19 protein-coding genes are annotated in these 17,985 nt (G+C 42.4%); 3 read left to right on the top strand and 16 right to left on the bottom strand.

Annotation, left to right across the window (positions count from 1 at the left end; genetic code table 11):
- Nucleotides 1-4: 4 nt before the first annotated feature.
- The 5 genes from FPZ44_RS06780 to FPZ44_RS06760 all read right to left on the bottom strand — a co-directional run bounded on the left by FPZ44_RS06780 (nucleotide 5) and on the right by FPZ44_RS06760 (nucleotide 4,292).
- Nucleotides 5-1,258 (bottom strand): aspartate kinase, encoded by a 1,254-nt coding sequence (locus FPZ44_RS06780; protein WP_144988581.1) that lies wholly within the window; start codon nucleotides 1,256-1,258, stop codon nucleotides 5-7.
- Between the two features lie 181 nt (nucleotides 1,259-1,439).
- On the bottom strand, nucleotides 1,440-1,997 hold the full coding sequence (gene efp, locus FPZ44_RS06775) for an elongation factor P (RefSeq protein WP_144988579.1): 558 nt from the start codon (nucleotides 1,995-1,997) through the stop codon (nucleotides 1,440-1,442).
- A gap of 42 nt (nucleotides 1,998-2,039) precedes the next feature.
- The gene (locus tag FPZ44_RS06770) at nucleotides 2,040-3,110 is read right to left on the bottom strand and encodes a M24 family metallopeptidase (protein WP_144988577.1); all 1,071 of its coding nucleotides are present in this window, start codon (nucleotides 3,108-3,110) and stop codon (nucleotides 2,040-2,042) included.
- A gap of 35 nt (nucleotides 3,111-3,145) precedes the next feature.
- A complete protein-coding gene (gene aroQ, locus FPZ44_RS06765; protein ID WP_144988575.1) occupies nucleotides 3,146-3,595 on the bottom strand; it encodes a type II 3-dehydroquinate dehydratase in 450 nt (149 codons plus the stop codon).
- A gap of 136 nt (nucleotides 3,596-3,731) precedes the next feature.
- Nucleotides 3,732-4,292, bottom strand: coding sequence for a YqhR family membrane protein (locus FPZ44_RS06760; protein WP_144988573.1), 561 nt, complete (start codon nucleotides 4,290-4,292; stop codon nucleotides 3,732-3,734).
- Nucleotides 4,293-4,516: 224 nt separating this feature from the next.
- Between FPZ44_RS06760 and FPZ44_RS06755 the strand changes: the two genes are divergently transcribed.
- From FPZ44_RS06755 to FPZ44_RS06745, 3 genes are all read left to right on the top strand, one after another.
- Nucleotides 4,517-5,470, top strand: a complete 954-nt coding sequence (locus FPZ44_RS06755) for a DUF1385 domain-containing protein (protein WP_144988571.1) — start codon at nucleotides 4,517-4,519, stop codon at nucleotides 5,468-5,470.
- A 26-nt stretch (nucleotides 5,471-5,496) separates the two neighbouring features.
- Nucleotides 5,497-5,859, top strand: a complete 363-nt coding sequence (locus FPZ44_RS06750) for a hypothetical protein (RefSeq protein ID WP_144988569.1) — start codon at nucleotides 5,497-5,499, stop codon at nucleotides 5,857-5,859.
- A 125-nt stretch (nucleotides 5,860-5,984) separates the two neighbouring features.
- Nucleotides 5,985-6,329 (top strand): MmcQ/YjbR family DNA-binding protein, encoded by a 345-nt coding sequence (locus tag FPZ44_RS06745; protein ID WP_144988567.1) that lies wholly within the window; start codon nucleotides 5,985-5,987, stop codon nucleotides 6,327-6,329.
- A gap of 179 nt (nucleotides 6,330-6,508) precedes the next feature.
- On the opposite strand, the gene FPZ44_RS06740 is transcribed toward FPZ44_RS06745, so the two are convergent.
- The 11 genes from FPZ44_RS06740 to FPZ44_RS06690 all read right to left on the bottom strand — a co-directional run bounded on the left by FPZ44_RS06740 (nucleotide 6,509) and on the right by FPZ44_RS06690 (nucleotide 17,953).
- Entirely contained in the window at nucleotides 6,509-7,129 is a 621-nt protein-coding gene (locus FPZ44_RS06740) for a GNAT family N-acetyltransferase (RefSeq protein ID WP_261378230.1), read from the bottom strand.
- 219 nt (nucleotides 7,130-7,348) lie between these two features.
- On the bottom strand, nucleotides 7,349-8,314 hold the full coding sequence (locus FPZ44_RS06735) for a patatin-like phospholipase family protein (RefSeq protein WP_144988565.1): 966 nt from the start codon (nucleotides 8,312-8,314) through the stop codon (nucleotides 7,349-7,351).
- 335 nt (nucleotides 8,315-8,649) lie between these two features.
- Nucleotides 8,650-10,248, bottom strand: a complete 1,599-nt coding sequence (locus FPZ44_RS06730) for a family 10 glycosylhydrolase (RefSeq protein ID WP_144988563.1) — start codon at nucleotides 10,246-10,248, stop codon at nucleotides 8,650-8,652.
- Nucleotides 10,249-10,335: 87 nt separating this feature from the next.
- Nucleotides 10,336-10,761, bottom strand: coding sequence for a transcriptional regulator MntR (gene mntR, locus FPZ44_RS06725; RefSeq protein WP_144991717.1), 426 nt, complete (start codon nucleotides 10,759-10,761; stop codon nucleotides 10,336-10,338).
- A gap of 223 nt (nucleotides 10,762-10,984) precedes the next feature.
- Complete coding sequence (locus FPZ44_RS06720) at nucleotides 10,985-11,701, bottom strand: cytochrome c biogenesis CcdA family protein (RefSeq protein WP_144988561.1); 717 nt, start codon at nucleotides 11,699-11,701, stop codon at nucleotides 10,985-10,987.
- Nucleotides 11,702-11,748: 47 nt separating this feature from the next.
- Entirely contained in the window at nucleotides 11,749-12,558 is an 810-nt protein-coding gene (locus FPZ44_RS06715; protein WP_144988559.1) for a metal ABC transporter permease, read from the bottom strand.
- A 34-nt stretch (nucleotides 12,559-12,592) separates the two neighbouring features.
- The gene (locus FPZ44_RS06710; protein WP_144988557.1) at nucleotides 12,593-13,339 is read right to left on the bottom strand and encodes a metal ABC transporter ATP-binding protein; all 747 of its coding nucleotides are present in this window, start codon (nucleotides 13,337-13,339) and stop codon (nucleotides 12,593-12,595) included.
- Nucleotides 13,340-13,422: 83 nt separating this feature from the next.
- A complete protein-coding gene (locus tag FPZ44_RS06705; RefSeq protein ID WP_144988555.1) occupies nucleotides 13,423-14,418 on the bottom strand; it encodes a metal ABC transporter substrate-binding protein in 996 nt (331 codons plus the stop codon).
- Nucleotides 14,419-14,690: 272 nt separating this feature from the next.
- Entirely contained in the window at nucleotides 14,691-16,691 is a 2,001-nt protein-coding gene (metG, locus tag FPZ44_RS06700) for a methionine--tRNA ligase (protein WP_144988553.1), read from the bottom strand.
- A gap of 506 nt (nucleotides 16,692-17,197) precedes the next feature.
- Nucleotides 17,198-17,515, bottom strand: a complete 318-nt coding sequence (gene yidD / locus FPZ44_RS06695) for a membrane protein insertion efficiency factor YidD (RefSeq protein ID WP_144988551.1) — start codon at nucleotides 17,513-17,515, stop codon at nucleotides 17,198-17,200.
- Nucleotides 17,516-17,521: 6 nt separating this feature from the next.
- The gene (locus FPZ44_RS06690) at nucleotides 17,522-17,953 is read right to left on the bottom strand and encodes a Fur family transcriptional regulator (RefSeq protein WP_144988549.1); all 432 of its coding nucleotides are present in this window, start codon (nucleotides 17,951-17,953) and stop codon (nucleotides 17,522-17,524) included.
- Between the last annotated feature and the right edge of the window lie 32 nt (nucleotides 17,954-17,985).

The following is a 17,985-nucleotide window of genomic DNA, read 5'->3' as shown; positions in this document are numbered from 1 at the left end:
TATATTAACGTCGATCTTGTGGGCCACCAACAAACACATCTTCTACCGTATCCAAGCCATATGCGGTATGAAGAGCACGAACAACTTCGGCAAGCTGATAATTGGAAATGACACAAGAAACTTTAATTTCTGAAGTGCTTACCATTTTAATACTAATTCCAAGTTTAGAAATAACCTCAAACATTTTCGCTGCTACGCCAGGATGGCTGACCATACCTGCGCCAACAATAGAAATTTTAATTAGATCAACCTCAGAGGATACATTATGATAAGGCACTTGTGGGCGGAAGCTTTCGATCACTTGAAGTGCTCTCTCTCTATCATCTAGAGCAGTTGTGAAACTGAAATCAGCTGTTCCGTCCTGAACACCGCTCTGTACGATAATATCGACATCGATACTTGCATCAGCCAACTTACCAAATACAGTAGCTAATACCCCTGGTTCATCAGGTACTCCCATAATACTGATTCGTGCCACATTTTTATCATAAGCAATACCGCTAACGACAACTCCCTGCTCCATCACTGCTTCCTCCTTCACCGTTGTACCTTCATTATGATTAAAGCTAGATCGAACAACCAAACATACCTTATTATGCTTCGCATATTCAACAGCACGTGGATGAAGTACAGCAGCACCTAAGTGAGCAAGCTCAAGCATCTCATCGTACGAAATTTCATTAAGTTTGCGAGCACAGCGCACAAGCCGTGGATCAGTTGAATAGATACCATCTACATCGGTATAAATTTCACAAACATCAGCCTGGATAGCTGCGGCTAATGCTACAGCAGTTGTATCAGATCCTCCCCGGCCTAATGTTGTAATTTCCCCAGCATCAGAAGCACCTTGGAAACCAGCTACGATAACGATTTGTCCATTATCGAGCGACTGTTTCACCCGTGCTGGATCAATATCCACGATACGAGCTTTACCATGAGTTTGATCCGTTAGGAATCCAGCCTGCCAGCCTGTATACGAAACAGCCTCGTGCCCAAGTTGATGTACCGCAATAGACAATAGGGATACACTAATTTGTTCCCCTGTAGTCAATAACATGTCCATCTCTCGCGCAGGTGGCGTACTGTTCAGCAGTTTAGCCTTATCAATCAAGTCATCCGTCGTATCCCCCATTGCAGATACAACGACCACACATTGGTGGCCATCTAGTTTCTTCTCAACAATTCGTTTGGCGACTCTCTGCATACGCTCGACATCACCAACTGAACTACCACCAAACTTCATGACGAACAAAGCCACACTGCTCACTCCCAATCCTCGGAATGTATCTTTTCATTTAATTGTGTATTATAGCACGTTTACATATGTAGTGGTGGAAAAATATATGAATTAAATATACGAAAATTTGCACTAAAAAAGCTCTGCATACCTAAATAGGATGCAGAGCTTTCTCACTTATACATATGATGACGATTGATTATTACGCGCGGGAAATGTACTTACCTTCGCGTGTATCTATAAGCAATACATCTTCTTCGTTAATGAAGAGTGGAACTTGAACATTCAAGCCAGTTTCAAGTTTAGCGTTCTTCGTAGCACCAGTTGCCGTGTTACCTTTAATTCCTGGCTCTGTTTCAACAACTTTCAATTCAACGCTGTTCGGCATAGTGATTCCAAGAATCTCGCCTTGGTAGCTAGAAATATTAACTACCATGTTGTCTTTAAGGAAGTTCAATTCCCACTCCAATTGTTGCTGAGTCAAGTTGAACTGGTCATACGTTTCGTTATCCATGAACGTGTACTCGTCACCGCTGTTGTAAAGGTATTGAACTTGTTGGTTATCGATTTGTGCGCGGCCAATTGTTTCACCTGCACGGAATGTTCTTTCTACTGTGTTTCCGTTACGCAAGTTGCGAAGCTTGGAGCGCACGAATGCTGCACCTTTACCTGGCTTAACGTGTTGGAAATCAAGTACTGTGAAGATATCCCCTTCTACTAGTACAGTAAGTCCTGTCTTAAAATCGTTAACTGAAATCACGATATTCCCTCCTAAGGTCGTTCGAGCTCGTCCGAGTTCATTCTAGATGACGAGCAATTGTTTCGTTGAATGTGTTATTATTTCAATCCCGTTCTCCGTGATGACAATGTCATCTTCAATGCGAACACCGCCGAATCCAGGTATATAAATACCAGGCTCAACAGTTACGGTCATTCCGGGAGTTAACACCGTATTATCACTCATAGCCAAGCGCGGGTACTCATGTACTTCCATCCCTAAGCCATGACCAAGACTATGGCCAAATTGAGGGCCATATCCATGTTTGACAATGATGTCACGTGCAAGCGCATCTGCTTCTCGTCCTGTCATACCAGGACGAATATGCTCTAGAGCATGAAGCTGTGCCTCAAGCACAATGTTGTAAATTTCACGATGGCGATCAGTCGGTTCCCCTACTACAATGGTCCGAGTTATATCGGAACAATAACCTTTGTAGTAAGCACCAAAATCTAGCTTAACGAATTCATTTGTGCCAATAATACGATCGCTTGCTACACCGTGAGGCAATGCTGAACGTTCGCCAGAAGCAACGATAGTGTCAAAAGAGCTTGATGTCGCCCCATGCTTACGCATGAAGTATTCCATCTCCAGTGCAACATCCATCTCTGAGATACCTGGTTTGATGAAAGAAAGGATATGACTAAATGTACGATCTGCTAGGTCTGCAGCTTCCCGCATAATAGCCAACTCATTCTCGTCCTTCACCATACGAAGCTGCTCAACCAATCCGCTAACTGGTACAAGCTCTACTCCATCCAACGCTTCTCCATATTTAGCGTATACACCATAACTCATATGATCCTGCTCAAATGCAATTCGGCTAAGGCCAGCTTCTTTTAGCAGTGATGCCAAGGTATCCGTAACTTTTGGAGCATGCTCCAAAACTTCGAATCCGATCGCTTGTTCAGGAGCTTGTGTCATATAGCGGAAATCCGTCAGTAAGACAGCACGATCTGCAGTAATGAATACATATCCCGCCGATCCCGTAAATCCTGTCATATACCGTCTATTATACTCACTTGCGATCCATATGCCTTCGAGCCCTCGTTGTTCCAACTCCTTACGAAGACGTTCCACGCGAGCATTACTCATCTGAATCCTCTCCTGTCCGCTAATGTTCGTGCTGCTTATTCCTCTGATTGATTGCACACGATATGGTGCAAGGCCTGTAAACCCAATTCATAACTATAAGCACCTAAGCCGCATATTTGACCTGCCGCAATTGGAGCAATAACCGAAACATGACGAAACGCCTCGCGCTTATGTATGTTTGATAAATGGACTTCGATAACAGGGATTGCTACCGCACTTAGCGCATCACGGATGGCATAGCTGTAATGCGTCCATGCTCCAGGATTAATCAATATACCGTCACACTGTCCATAAGCAGCATGAATGCGATCGATTAATACCCCTTCATGGTTTGTCTGCATGAATTCCAGCTCTACTTGCAGTTGTGCCGCCAATTGCTGTAAGCGCTCCTCAATATCCTGAAGCGTTGTCGCACCGTAAACACCTGGTTCACGTATACCAAGCATATTTAAGTTCGGTCCGTTCAATACCAAGTAACGTGCCATTGTATCCCACCTGTCTTAATAAGCATTCGGATAACCGAGCGCTAATAGAAGATACTCATCAGACCAATACTCACGTATTTTATCATAGGAACAAGCACTTGAGAAGCATCATCGTAGCGTAACTAGGATTAACCGTTCATGAGGAGGCATTCGCTGCAGCCTGAGAAGTATCATCCGATACGCTTTCTTCTTCGTTTTCCGGCTCTCTCAAGCGCTCATCATTGAATTCGGTTGCCGCAGTATAACCAATGAACAACCCCCATAACAAAAAAATGCATAAATCTGTCGTTATCGAATTATAAGTAGTTTGGGTTACGGGAAGAACCAGCCCAAGCGCCGGACCAACCGCTACAAATAACAGTACCCACCAGAGAATGCCAAACAAGATACCTGGCCAAGGACCTTTTCGTTTCCTCATTGTAAATGTGTAAAGCAGACTGCATAGAATTGAGAACAAAATAAACGCTCCCCATCCCGCGAATCTGCCCTGTTGACTTTTCAAAAAGCTATTTAGCAAAAAAGGTTCCAGCAAAAAACCCGGGACATTCACAGTGAAATGCAGTTCGTATGAGATAATTCGCATCCCTCCCCATAAAAGCCCTGCATAAAATCCAAGTTGCAGCGCAAACCACCACGGGTTCGTCTTAGGCTGATCATTCTGCTGATTTTGTTTGTTTCTTGATTGATGTTGTGTCACTTTACCTGCTCCTTATCCATCATGTGTAATTGCTCCCAACTTGAAACTTCTTAGTAGTATGCGCGGAAGCAAGACAGATTAACGAAGCTTATAACGGTTTGGCTTACTGAAATAGGTTCTCTTCTGGAAAAAGAACGGCAAATCCTATACAATATATAAAAAGGATTCTACTAGGATTTTAAATTTACATTTTATAACTAATATGGCGGGAAGGTGTGAACGGATTGTCAGAACAACCGAAATCCATTTACGGCGGACAAGCGGTTATTGAGGGCGTTATGTTTGCAGGGAAGCATGTAAATGTAACAGCTGTTCGCCGAAAGAATAAGGAACTGTCTTTTTATGAAGTTCCGCGCGAGGATAAGAAATGGGTAACAGCTTTGAAGAAAATCCCCTTTATTCGCGGCTTAGTCGGTATTATAGAAGCTAGTGCAAGAGGTGCTCAGCATTTGAACTTTGCAACTGAGAAGTATGCTGAGGATGAAGAAGGCCCCCCAGACCCAGATCAAAAATCAAGTAAGCTTTGGGATATTGGAATGATTCTTAGCGTTGCCGTTGTAGGTATTTTGTCATTTGTCTTCAGTAAAGTTATTTTTACAGCAGTGCCTGTTGTTATTGAAGAGTTCCTCTTCGGCAAAGCATTCGATAATCGAGTGCTTCATACGATTATTGAAGGAATTATTAAACTATTTATGCTTCTTATCTATTTGTGGTTTATATCCCAAACTAAGCTTATTAAACGTCTGTTCCAATATCACGGTGCAGAGCATAAAGTGATAAGTGCCTATGAAGCAGGTAAAGAGCTTACCGTCAGCAACGTACAAAAGTTCACTCGCTTGCATTATCGTTGTGGCAGCAGCTTTATGATTCTAACGATTATCGTCGGTATCTTTATTTATAGCTTCGTACCTTATGATTCAATGATTGATCGAATTATTGGTCGTTTGCTTCTGCTTCCCGTTGTAATCGGTGTTTCTTATGAAATTTTGCGATTTACAAATGCATTACGCGACGTTCCTGTACTCCGCTTTTTAGGATATCCAGGCTTGTGGCTGCAACTTCTTACAACAAAAGAACCAACAGATGATCAAGTTGAGGTATCTATCGCCTCATTTGAGCGCATGCTTGAATTAGATCATACAATTGGTGCAGAAAGAAGTGCTCGTACAAGCGCTTAACTATGAAATGGAAAGGGGTTAGCGAGATGAATCGAGTACCAAATTGGCTTGTATATGTCGTACTTGGGTGTGCAGCTCTAGGATTTGTAATCGGATTTTCATCTAATCCTATCGCTTATTCGATCCCACTCGTTTTAGCGGCGATCATTTTCATTTTCTATCGTCTTGGTCCAAAGCGTACAACGTCACACCCACGTGTGAAAAAGTCAGCCGCGACGGAAGCAAAGATGAAAGCGATGCGAAATGCGAAACACACCAAAAACGTCAAAAATCATAAGCCAATAAAGACTCGACGTTCTTCTGCTTCCCTAACCGTTATTGATGGAAACAAGGGAAAGAATTCTTCAAGTCATTCCATAGAAAAATCTTCGACAGGTGAAACTCAATGACATAAACATGTTTCAGCATCATGTTGTTGACATGAGCGCTAGCAGCCCTTTCACTTCCTAGATGGTAGTTGGAAGGGTTTTTTAATTACTACGTACATAAGTTAGCAATGAGGAGGCAGCCAATCATGAACAAGTGGATTGAACTTTGTATGACCAAAAGAGGGACTAGCCTGACAAATCCTTTTGGACCAGAAGTTGATGTAATGAAAGTAGGCACCAAAATGTATGCTCTCTTCTCAACAGATGGAGCACCAACAGTGAGTCTAAAATGCGAACCTTTCCGAGCCGATTCATTACGCGAGCAGTATCCAGAAATAAAGCCAGGCTATCACCTTAATAAAAAACATTGGAACACTGTTTCCCTAGACGGAAATTTGACAGATGAAGAAATAGAGGCCATGATTGATCATTCGTACGATCTAGTTATACTTAGCATGACGAAAAATGAGCGGAGCAATATCGGTACTTAGTTGTAAAGCTTACTATTTACATTGTCTTTTATAACGTAAAAGAGTCAGTAAGAAATCAGCTGCGCGTACGCATGCCTGATCACTTACCGACTCTTCCCCAACCTTACCCATTTAAATAAATCTAGCTAGAACCATTATTGTATATATGAAATTCAACCACTCCAATGTCCGTGTTCATGCTAGCGATTATACACCATGCAATACTGTTCCAGTTCGCTGTCAGGCATGTTGATCGTATCTACAAGCTCGAACCCATACCTGCCGTATAACGGCACATTGTTTGGATTTTGTGTTTCTAACGTACATGCCACATCATTAGCAGTACATTCATCGATAAGCGGCATTACCATCTTCGTAACGACCCCAGTACCACGGTACTGTTGCTGAACAACAAGCATATCCATATGCACATATGGCCGTTCTTCCAACATACTAAGCCATGCTGAGCTCATATTTTTCAGAATGGATACACCTCTAAGTAATCCTTTTACCCCGATATATTTACAAGCTGGCAACGACTTCAGGATCGCGACTACAATTCTTCTCAAATAGTTCATCTGAGCTAACCTCGAGCTGCCAAACTTCTCAGAACGAAATACAAGCATTACTCCTTCTAGCTGTGTTGAACTTGCATATAAATCTGAATAAGGATAAAGCATGTCCAAATAATTACGAAAAAAGATACGCAGTACATTTAGTCTTGTACGTTGATTAGGCAATATAAAAATATATAGCGGATCTTCCATAAACTGCTCGGCAAATATAGCAGCTGCTTGCGGTATATCTCTTCGTTGTAACAATACTAAGCTGTTGCTGGAAATAGTTCCACCCCGGATCCAAAAGAATCCCCTCTTCTGCCGGTATCCAATAAGCATGTTTAGCTCTTTCAGAAAAGGAGTCTATGGATTAGGTTACTCTTTACAGGCTTCCACGTCAAATTTACACTTTCCCTAAGGTTTTACCTCGTAACGACCACACATTCCAATATCCCGACATTTCCAGTGCGCCCAAAAGAGCTCTTATTTTCGTCGTTGCTTCGTATGAAGAAGCTTTTGTTCATATTGCTTCTCATCCCAATCATGAAAGAACTCATTGCCACTAAGCAAGCCAGATTCAAACAACGCCAGACTTTTTTCAAGCGTAATATTGAACTCGGTTATACCTACACTAAGAGTAGGAATCTTCACAGTACGAAAACGGTTATGCTGTTCAATGTAACGTTCATCATGGGCAGATATCATCGTATCGACGATTGCCTGGAGCATCGAGATTACCCCATTGATTTGATGCGGCTGATTGGGTGTCTTGCCAACCATTTGAAAACCTACAGTAGGAATAAGCCGTCTTGTTTCAGGGTGGCAGTCATCATCGAATAACCACAGCGGAAAATTGCTAAGCATCCCCCCGTCGACTACATAAGTAAACTGCTGCTTGAACGCTTTCTTTCTGTCGGCCGACAAACTCTGCCGCAATATAACGGGATCAAAGAAATAGGGAATACTCGTGCTCATACGAACCGCCTTACATACAGAAAAGCGCTTCGGGTTCACTCCATACTGCGCCATATCATCAGGCAGTACCATCAATCTCCCGTTTGTAATATCAGAAGCGATAATGCGCAACTGATTATCTTCCAAATCCCCAAATGTCCGCACGCCTTTGGCTTCTAGTAAAGAACACATCCAGCGTTCAAGTGCTTCGCCTGAATAAAGACCCTTTTTCATTAATAACCGCATTGCAGGTCCAATCCATTTTACATTAAATATAGGCGCCCTCTTTAGAAAAGAAGAAAATGGCATGTCAATAATAAGACGCTTCATCTCATCTGCACTGTAGCCAGCCGCGATTAAAGAGGCAACGATTGATCCTGAAGAGGTCCCTGCCACTTTTCGAAACTTTATTCCATTTAATTCAGCCGCTTTAACAGCTCCAACCAGTGATATTCCCCTTACACCCCCGCCTTCAAACACACCATTGATATACATGTGCGCAAGATCCTCCTCACGCTGCATACCCCTTCTATGCAGACATCGTAGTTGTTTAGTCGATGTGTATGAGTGGAGGTGAATATTTATGAACAATAGAAAAAGGAAAGAACCATATGGTTCTTTCCTTAGATGTTAGATAGATACGTAGATACGATACAATTATATAATTAAAATGCCTATTGTTGTTGGCTCAATCGTTTATACGTGGTGAGTGAATCTCCCCATTCACCCACCTATAAATCAGTTCCCCGTAAAAAATATATAGTACGTTTCGACTGACATGTTGTTAATTCTATTTAGAAACTAGACAATTTAAATTTAGAATGATAAAATTATTGCCTTTTCTCTGCGTCTTGCTCAGCGTAATAAGAGCTTAATTGATCTGCGACTTGCTTCGTATTTCTCATTATATCTTTTGCACTGAAGAAAATACTGCCTTCAACATCACCCTTGTATCTTTCATTGTAACGGAGTTGTTCTATTAATATTTCAGCGCTCGACCAATCTTTTTCTTTTGGATCTGCTAATTTGTAGGCCGCATGACCAATGTACAAGTCAACATCTGTTCCTTCCGTCTCCTTCATCCACCAATCGACCAAGGTATCATAGGAAGCCGCTTTATGTCCAATATGCCAATAAATTTGCGGTGCTACATAGTCAATCCAGCTGCTCTGAATCCATTTGCGGACATCTGCATGCAGCGAATCATAGCTAGTTACCCCTGCGCTCGTTGCCGATCCTGTTGGGTCTACACTTTTATTACGCCACACTCCAAATGGACTGATGCCAAATGAAACATTAGGTTTGGTTATTTCAATACGTTCAGATAATTCCTGCACGAACAAGTTGACATTGTTGCGTCTCCAGTCGTTCTTGTTGTTGAACACTTTGTTGTATGTACGATATGACGCATCATCTAGGAAAGGCTCACGTTCCTGGCCATAAGGATAGAAATAATCATCTAAATGAACGCCATCAATATTATAATTTTCCACGACTTCCATGATCGAATCAAGGATGAATTCCCTTGCCGCTGGAACTCCCGGATCAAACAGCAGCTTGCCTGAATGCTTTACGACCCAATCCGGATTTTTGCGTGCAGGGTGAGATTCAACTAATTTAGTTACATCGCCTTGCACACTGATTCGATAAGGATTGAACCATGCGTGGAATTGCATGCCTCGCTTATGTGTTTCTTCTACCATAAAGGCAAGTGGATCATAACCAGGATCTTTTCCCTGCTTGCCTGTCAACCACTCTGACCAAGGAAGCATAGTTGATGGATAAAATGCATCGGCTGTTGGTCGAACTTGAACAAATACGGTATTCAAACCAGATTGCTGCAGCTTATCCAACAACGCTGTATATTCCTGCTTCTGCTTCTCTGCATTGAAAGATTTTCGAGGGTCACTTGGCCAGTCAATATTGTAAACGGTCGATACCCATGTACCGCGCAATGCTGGAATTTCAATTACCTCGCCATCTTCCATAGTCATAATTACGGTACGTGACTTAGCATCCCAATGCACGGCTGCACCTAAGTTTTCACTCACAAAGCGTAATGGAACCATCACTCGCCCTGCCTTCATTTGGGCACTTACATCCAATGACTTCCGCTGTCCATCTACTATTGCAGAATCACTGCCTTCCTTCAATACAATCGTACGTCCATTCTTCTCAAACATAACTTCTTTACTCGCAGGATTCCAATCTACTGTAGCTCCTATCCCTTCCCCTATCGTGCGAAATGGCAGCATCGTCACATTTTTAGAAGGAATAATATAAGGAGGAACATCACTTTTCAAACGTTGATCATTTAGTAAAATCTTAATTTCATTGGATTTCTCAGCAAAGGCTTGCATGGGCATAATCGTTGTACTCAGCAAAGCTGCTGTACAAGCAATAGCCAGTATACGTTTTTTTATATTCATATTTGTACTCTCCCATTTCTTAAAATACAAACTTATATATACTTAGACGTCAAAAATAAAGCATCTGTTTCGGTAGAAACAGATGCTTTAGGAATCATTATCTAATTCACTCTGTATTCGGCGTAAATCCGCTATACGAGTAGGGTCTTGATTGAAATAAGCAACCAATGCTTCGATACAAGTAATGGAGTTCCAACTTAGATGATGTTCGATACCTTCTACATCTTGATAAATAAGGTCTTCTTGTACTCCTATTGTAGTAAGAAAATCCTCCAACAGCTGATGTCTATCCACCAACCGTTTACCAATTTTCTTTCCCTTACTAGTAAGTACCAATCCACGGTACTTTTCATATATTAAGTACTGATCCTTATCCAGCTTTTGAATCATCTTCGTAACCGATGAAGGATGTACTTCTAACCCTTCTGCAATATCCGAAACTCGAGCATATCCTTTTTCATCGATTAATTTGTAGATGCGCTCCAAATAATCTTCCATACTGGGTGTTGGCATCATTTTCCCTCTTTTCCACTTCAACATCATCTTCTGCCACAAAGGCTCTTCTAGTTTACATGGTTTGACCTGCAAGTTCAACCTTAGTTGAACCATCAACCACTGCTAGCATTTACCTTCTAATCATCACTAGGTACAAACTTATGTAAAAATGTATAACTACAAAGGCAAATAACAATAGCTGCATGCTATAAAGACGAGCTTGCAGCTACCGATATTTGAATTACATTAAATTGTACAACCATTCGGGTGTTACCCCTTGCAGCCAAGCGTTCATTCTCGCCATCTGATCTGTGAACAATAATATACCCATCACAATCATCAGTACTCCGCCTACCTTCATCAGGACACCTGAATATTTCACAAGCCAACGTGTTGAACTAATGAAGAAGCCAAGTACGAAGAACGGCAGTGCAAACCCGATTGCATAAACGGTAGACAACCAGAACCAAGAACCAGGATCTTGTGCAGCTAAACCAAGAATAGCTCCAAGTATAGGTCCAACGCACGGTGACCAGCCTGCTGAGAAACCAATTCCGAATAAGAATGAGCCCCCATAACTGCCACGCTTGCCAGCAACGTTCCATTTACGTTCCTTCATTAATAACTGAGGTTGAAAAATACCCAATAGCATTAATCCCATCACGATAATGAATATCGCTGCGACTTGACGCACCAGCTCACGATATTGGACAAGCATTGAACCGAATACGCCAGCTACCAACCCTAACGTGTAGAATACGACGCTAAAGCCGAGGATAAAGAATAAGGTATGGAGCATAATTTTCTTGCGAACTTCCCGCTTCGAATGCTCCTCTTTCAATTGCTGCACAGACATTCCTGTAATAAGAGATAAGTACGATGGATAAAGCGGCAAACAGCATGGAGAAAAGAACGAAGCTATCCCCGCTAAAAATGCAATGCCAATAGAAATCGTCATGCATATGCCTCCACAATTGAAACATGATGTAAACTACTCTATCCAGTTTATACCTTTACTCCTCTACGTACAAGCATTGTCACAATTAGGACAAGGATTAGAAACAGAACAATAGTCGCACCAGGCGCCAAATTCCAAACACCTGCAACAAGCAAACCTACAATAACAGCTAGTTCTGAGATAAACACGGATACGATAATCGCCCTTTTGAAGCTACGAGCCATCAGTAAGCTGATTGCTACTGGAATCGTAAGTAAAGCCGATACGAGCAATGCACCCACAATTTTGATCGCCGCGCTTATAACAAGTGCTGTAAGTACAGTCATAGCTATATTTAGCCATCGTACAGGAAGTCCATTCACGGCAGCTGCATCTTCGTCAAAAGTAAGCAAGAACATTTCTTTATAAAAGACTAGCATAAAGCCAATTACGATCACGGTGACACCACCGATCACATACAAATCTACAGGGGCAAGCGTATAAATGCTGCCAAAGAAATAGCTTGTTACGTTGGCATTAAAGCTCATCCCAAGTGTAAAAAATAGCGAAGCTAGAGCCACGCCACCCGACATAATGACCGCAATCGACAGCTCCGCATACGTCTTATACGATTTGCGCAGCTTTTCCACTGCGATCGAGCCAATCAACGCGAAAATAAGCCCGACTGCAAGTGGATACACATTAATTAAAAATCCTAATGCAACACCAGCGATCGTTACATGAGCAAGCGTATCTCCTATCATAGATAATCGCCGCAGTACGAGGAACATCCCCATTAAGGGAGCTGTAATTCCTATTAAGAGCCCACCTATTAGAGCTCGTTGAAAAAATTGAGATGATAATAAATCGATTAACATAGTTACTCTCCTACTCCTAACGAGAACTTCTTACTTAGACGAACACACCATGTACGAAGTCTTCTTCCTGACACACCTGCTCATGAGAATGCTTCCGATAAAAACTAAACTTGCCACTGCGATGCACAGGTTCACTTCCGAACCATGCATTAACCATTTCCATGTCATGAGACACCATAATAATGGTCATGTTGTGATGCTCGTGTAAATGCTGCAGCAAATTAAAGAAATCACGCTGAGTCTCAGCGTCAATACCTACCGTAGGCTCATCCAAAATAAGCAGCTCCGGTTTATTTACCATAGCACGCGCGAGAAAGACTCGCTGTTGCTGGCCACCTGACAGTTGACCGATCCGCTTGTTCGCTAAATTCTCAATACGCATTACTTTCATCGCGTCTTGAATCTTTGTACGATCTGCCTGCGACAAACGACGGAATATCTTGCTGCGGCTGTACACACCAGACTCCACAACTTCCATGACCGTTGCTGGAAACAGTGGATTGAAGTTGTTTTTCTGCGGCACATATCCAATACGCTCCCATGCTTTGAACTGCTGGATCGGTGTATTAAATAAGCGCACTTCCCCTGCAGTTGGCTTTAATAAACCCACCATTAAGCGCATCAGCGTCGTCTTTCCTGCACCATTTGAACCGATAACTCCAACAAAGTCTCGTTCATAAATTTCAAAGCTTACATCTTGAAATACATGCTGATCTTCGTACTTAAAGCCAAGCTGATCCAATGTAACGACCTGATTATGACAGGCACGATTGTCACTCATCTATTGTCACTTCCTTAATCCGAACGATGTAAGGTGAATGATAACGTATGTATCATTCACCTCGATCGATTCATTCCCATTTATTATTGCAGAGCCTTCAGCAAGTGCTGAAGGTTTCGTTCCATCAGCGTTAAATAATTATCTCCTGCAGCTTCCTGCTCTTTTGTTAAACCTTCTAGTGGGTTCAGCACAAGTGTTTCTACCTTTGCCTCACTAGCCAGCGTCTTCGCTAATGTATCCGAAACAAGCTCCTCAAAGAAGATGTATTTGATTTGTTTCTCCTCTACTAGCTTCGTCAAACGTAAAATGTCCTGCGCACGTGGTTCAGCGTTTGGTGCGATTCCCATAATCGCATGCTGATTGATCCCATAATCACGAGCCAAATATCCAAATGCATGATGGGAAACGATAATATCTTTCTTGCTTGTTTGTTTGATCGAGTCTGAATATTGTTTATCCAATGTAACAAGCTTATCATGAAGTTGTTTATGACGCTCTTCATAGTAAGCTTTATTGCTGCTGTCTGCATCAATTAGTGCTTTTTTCACATTTTCAGCCATCACTATTGCTGACTTCGGGCTGACCCATGTATGAGGATCAACTCCACCTTCATGACTATGTCCCTCTTCATTTTCATGATGATGCCCTGACTCTTCATTGTGCCCATGTTCATGCCCATGTCCGGACTCTTCCTCAGCATTAGTTCCCTCAATTAACGAAATTCCTTTGCTTGCTTCAATTAGCTTCACCTTAGAATTGTTATCCAATCCATTTTTAAAATCGCCAATCCAACCTTCGAATCCAGCGCCCTGATACAGCATAATTTGCGCTTGCGAAACGTTCTGAAGGTCTACACTTTTCGGTGTCCAATCATGAGGCTCTACCCCTGATGGTATTAAGTTCATTACATTAACATGATCTCCGCCGATCTCTTTAGCCATATAATACAGAGGATAGAAACTCGTAACAATATTCACTTTTCCTTCCTCAATCTTCACAGCTGAAGAATTCCCACAGGCAGTTGTCAAAATAATGACAGCTCCAAGCAGTATAGTCAACCAAGTCTTGCTTTTTTTCATCTGTACAACTTCCTCTCTCTCTCATAACCTGATGATATTTATTAAAGGAGCAAAAACTCAGCTCACTCTTCTTCGTAATCATTACTATTAAGATTATAGACACCTACCTAACATGTGTCAACCAAAAATGATGCTCTACTAAATAGAATTATTGCATGTATGTACGGATGCATATCCTAGTATGCCCGTTATAGGAAAAGAGAAGAACCTCTGTCCTCTCTTCGATTTGGAAGAGAACACAGAGGCTCCTATATGGTTTATTTCAATCCAACTTATTTTACAACCGCACCATTTGGCATCGAATCCGGAACCGTAGCAAGCGTAAGCTGGCCTTCATGAGATGCGGCCAACACCATCCCCTGAGAGAGAACACCACGCAGCTTCACTGGCTTCAGGTTAGTCACAACAATAACTTTGCGTCCGATTAACTCCTCAGGACGGTAGTATTGAGCAATACCAGATACAACTTGGCGCTCCTCGAAGCCAAGATCAAGCTCCAAGCGAAGCAGCTTATCCGCCTTAGGAACTGGTTCCGCATGCTTCACTTGTGCCACACGAAGTTCTACCTTCGCAAAGTCATCGATGCTGATTTCCTCTTTCAATTCCGCCGCTTCAACAGCTTTGCTTGCATTTTGAGCGTCACCTGCTTGTGCCGCAGTTTCTGACTTAGCAGCATCCGCTTGTTGAACACCGCCGCTCATACTTTCAGCAATGGCTGCCACTTCTACTTCAACTTCCAAACGAGGGAAGATTGGATCGCCTTTCTCTACTTTCGTACCAGCAGGAATGACGCCGAATGTGCGCAACTGCTCCCATGTCGCATGCTCTTGATTAATACCTAGCTGAGACCAAATACGTGCTGGAGTTTGCGTTAAGAACGGTTGAAGCATCGTTGAAATGATTCTCAGACTCTCTGCCAAGTGGTTCATGACAGAAGCCAAGTCAGCACGATTCGCTTCTTCCTTAGCAAGCGTCCAAGGCTGTGTTTCATCGATATATTTGTTTGAACGACTTACAAACTGCCACAATGCCGTCAGCGCAACAGAGAACTCCATTTTCTCCATAGCTTCTTCGAAACGATCAACGGTTTGAATAGCGAACAATTCCAAGTTCTCATCGTAAGCAGTAACTTTGCCTTCGTAAGAAGGAATCACACCATCGAAATACTTATTGATCATAGCAACCGTACGATTTAGCAAGTTGCCGAGATCGTTAGCCAAGTCAAAGTTTACACGCTCTACGAAGCTTTCTGGTGTAAAGCTGCCATCTGATCCGAATGGAACTTCACGCAGCAAGTAATAACGAAGTGCATCCAAACCATAGCGATCAATCAATACGACTGGGTCAACGACATTACCTTTAGACTTGGACATTTTACCGTCCTTCATAAGCAACCAGCCATGACCGAATACTTTCTTAGGCAGAGGAAGCTTCAATGCCATCAACATAATCGGCCAATAAATCGTGTGGAAACGAATAATCTCCTTACCAACCAAATGCACGTCTGCTGGCCAATAGCGCTCATACAATTCCGTATTTTCCGAACCATATCCAAGTGCTGAAATATAGTTGGATAACGCATCGATCCACACGTAAACGACGTGCTTCGGGTCACCTTTTACTTTAACGCCCCATTCAAACGAGGTGCGGGATACTGCAAGATCCTCAAGCCCTGGCTTAATGAAGTTGTTTATCATTTCATTTTTACGGGATTCCGGCTGAATAAAATCAGCATGGTTTTCATAGTACTCCAACAACTGATCCGCATATTTGCTCATACGGAAGAAGTAGCTTTCCTCTTTTACTAGTTCCACGGAACGACCACAATCTGGGCAATTGCCATCTGTCAGCTGGCGCTCAGTAAAGAACGATTCACAAGGCGTACAATACCAACCTTCATATGTACCCTTATAAATATCATCTTGCGCAACCAGCTGATCAAAAATTTGTTGAACAACTACTTTATGACGATCTTCTGTTGTGCGAATAAAGTCATCATAAGAAATATCGAGCTTTTTCCACAGATCCTTGATGCCTGTTACGATGTCATCTACGAACTGTTGAGGTGTTTTTCCCGCTTCAGCTGCTTTGCGCTCAATTTTCTGTCCATGCTCATCAGTACCAGTCAAATAACGTACATCGAAGCCGCGAAGACGCTTATAACGTGCCATTGCATCCCCTGCAACTGTTGTATAAGCATGACCAATGTGCAGCTTATCACTTGGATAATAAATAGGTGTAGTGATGTAGAACGTATTGCTAGGTTTAGACATATTACTTCCTCCTTGAATTACATCTATATCTATATAAGTTGGAACACACAGTAAACCATGTACCTTATGCGGACACAAAAAAACCCTCATCCGCTTGGGACGAGAGTTATCCTCACGTGGTACCACCCAAATTTCCGGCACCATCCGATACAAACATCCGTTTGTAAGATCAGCCAGCTTCATTGTCGCTGCATACAGGCAGCACAGCATTCGATAATGAGAATGACTCACTGAAAGCTCACTATTCTCACACTCTTAATGAAAATAAAGAGTTGAAACGAAGCTCACTTCCAGAACCTCCGAGACCATCTTCCACCGTGTAGCTATACCGGATCACAGCAATTCCCGGCTCTCTGCAATAGCACGACTGTGTACTCATCTCATCATCAGCATCTGATATAAATATTCACATTTGCAAATGAACACATTATTACTCAATATAGCTTGAACTGCGTCCACTGTCAATTATCATACATCCATTTCTAAACTTCTTCACTCGGCTTAACTCAAGACTGGCTAGAATGACCTGAATTGTGGGAATATCCATCTTCAGCAGTTTCGTCTGACTTTCCAGCTCTTATATCTTCATGCTTAGGCGGTACTGGATCGTAACCACCACGATGAAATGGGTGACAACAAGCTATTCGTTTCATCGCCAACCACGAACCCTTCGCAGCACCGTGAACATCAATTGCTTCCAATGCATATTGCGAGCAAGTCGGATAGAATCTACAGCTAGGCGGCTTCAACGGTGAGAGAAACCGACGATAGAAATGGATCGGTGCCTTAAGCGTAACCGTTGTCCATGTCTTGGCTCGTTTCATTTCCTGTTACACCTGCTCTTCCTTGTATTGACAAGTTTCACAGTACCCAAACACCTCAAACTTATGCTTCACAACGTGAAAACGCTCAGGTACATCCGTTAAAGCTGGCATCGGACAATAATGAATCGGGTACGTCTTCTCACATTGCAAGCAAATCATATGATGATGGTGATGGCTGGCCGAACAATGCGCCTTAAATTTCATGCCATCCTCAAATATAACTTGTTCTAACACACCTAATTCATGCATCACGCGCAAATTACGATATACCGTATCAAAGCTAAGTCCTGAATATTGCTGTCCCATATATTCATATACATCTTTCGGTGTTAAGTAACCTTCCGTCTCAGCAAAGAGCCTAGCTAATGTGCGGCGCTGCTCTGTAATTCGCAAACCTTGACTCGACATCTTTTGCAGCATTTGCTCAGTCTTCAGCATCTTCGTCCCCCCTATCTTTATAATGCGTTAAG

Source organism: Paenibacillus agilis, assembly GCF_007786455.1.
GTDB lineage: Bacteria > Bacillota > Bacilli > Paenibacillales > Paenibacillaceae > Paenibacillus_B > Paenibacillus_B agilis.
This window is presented reverse-complemented; position numbering and strand designations above follow the sequence as displayed.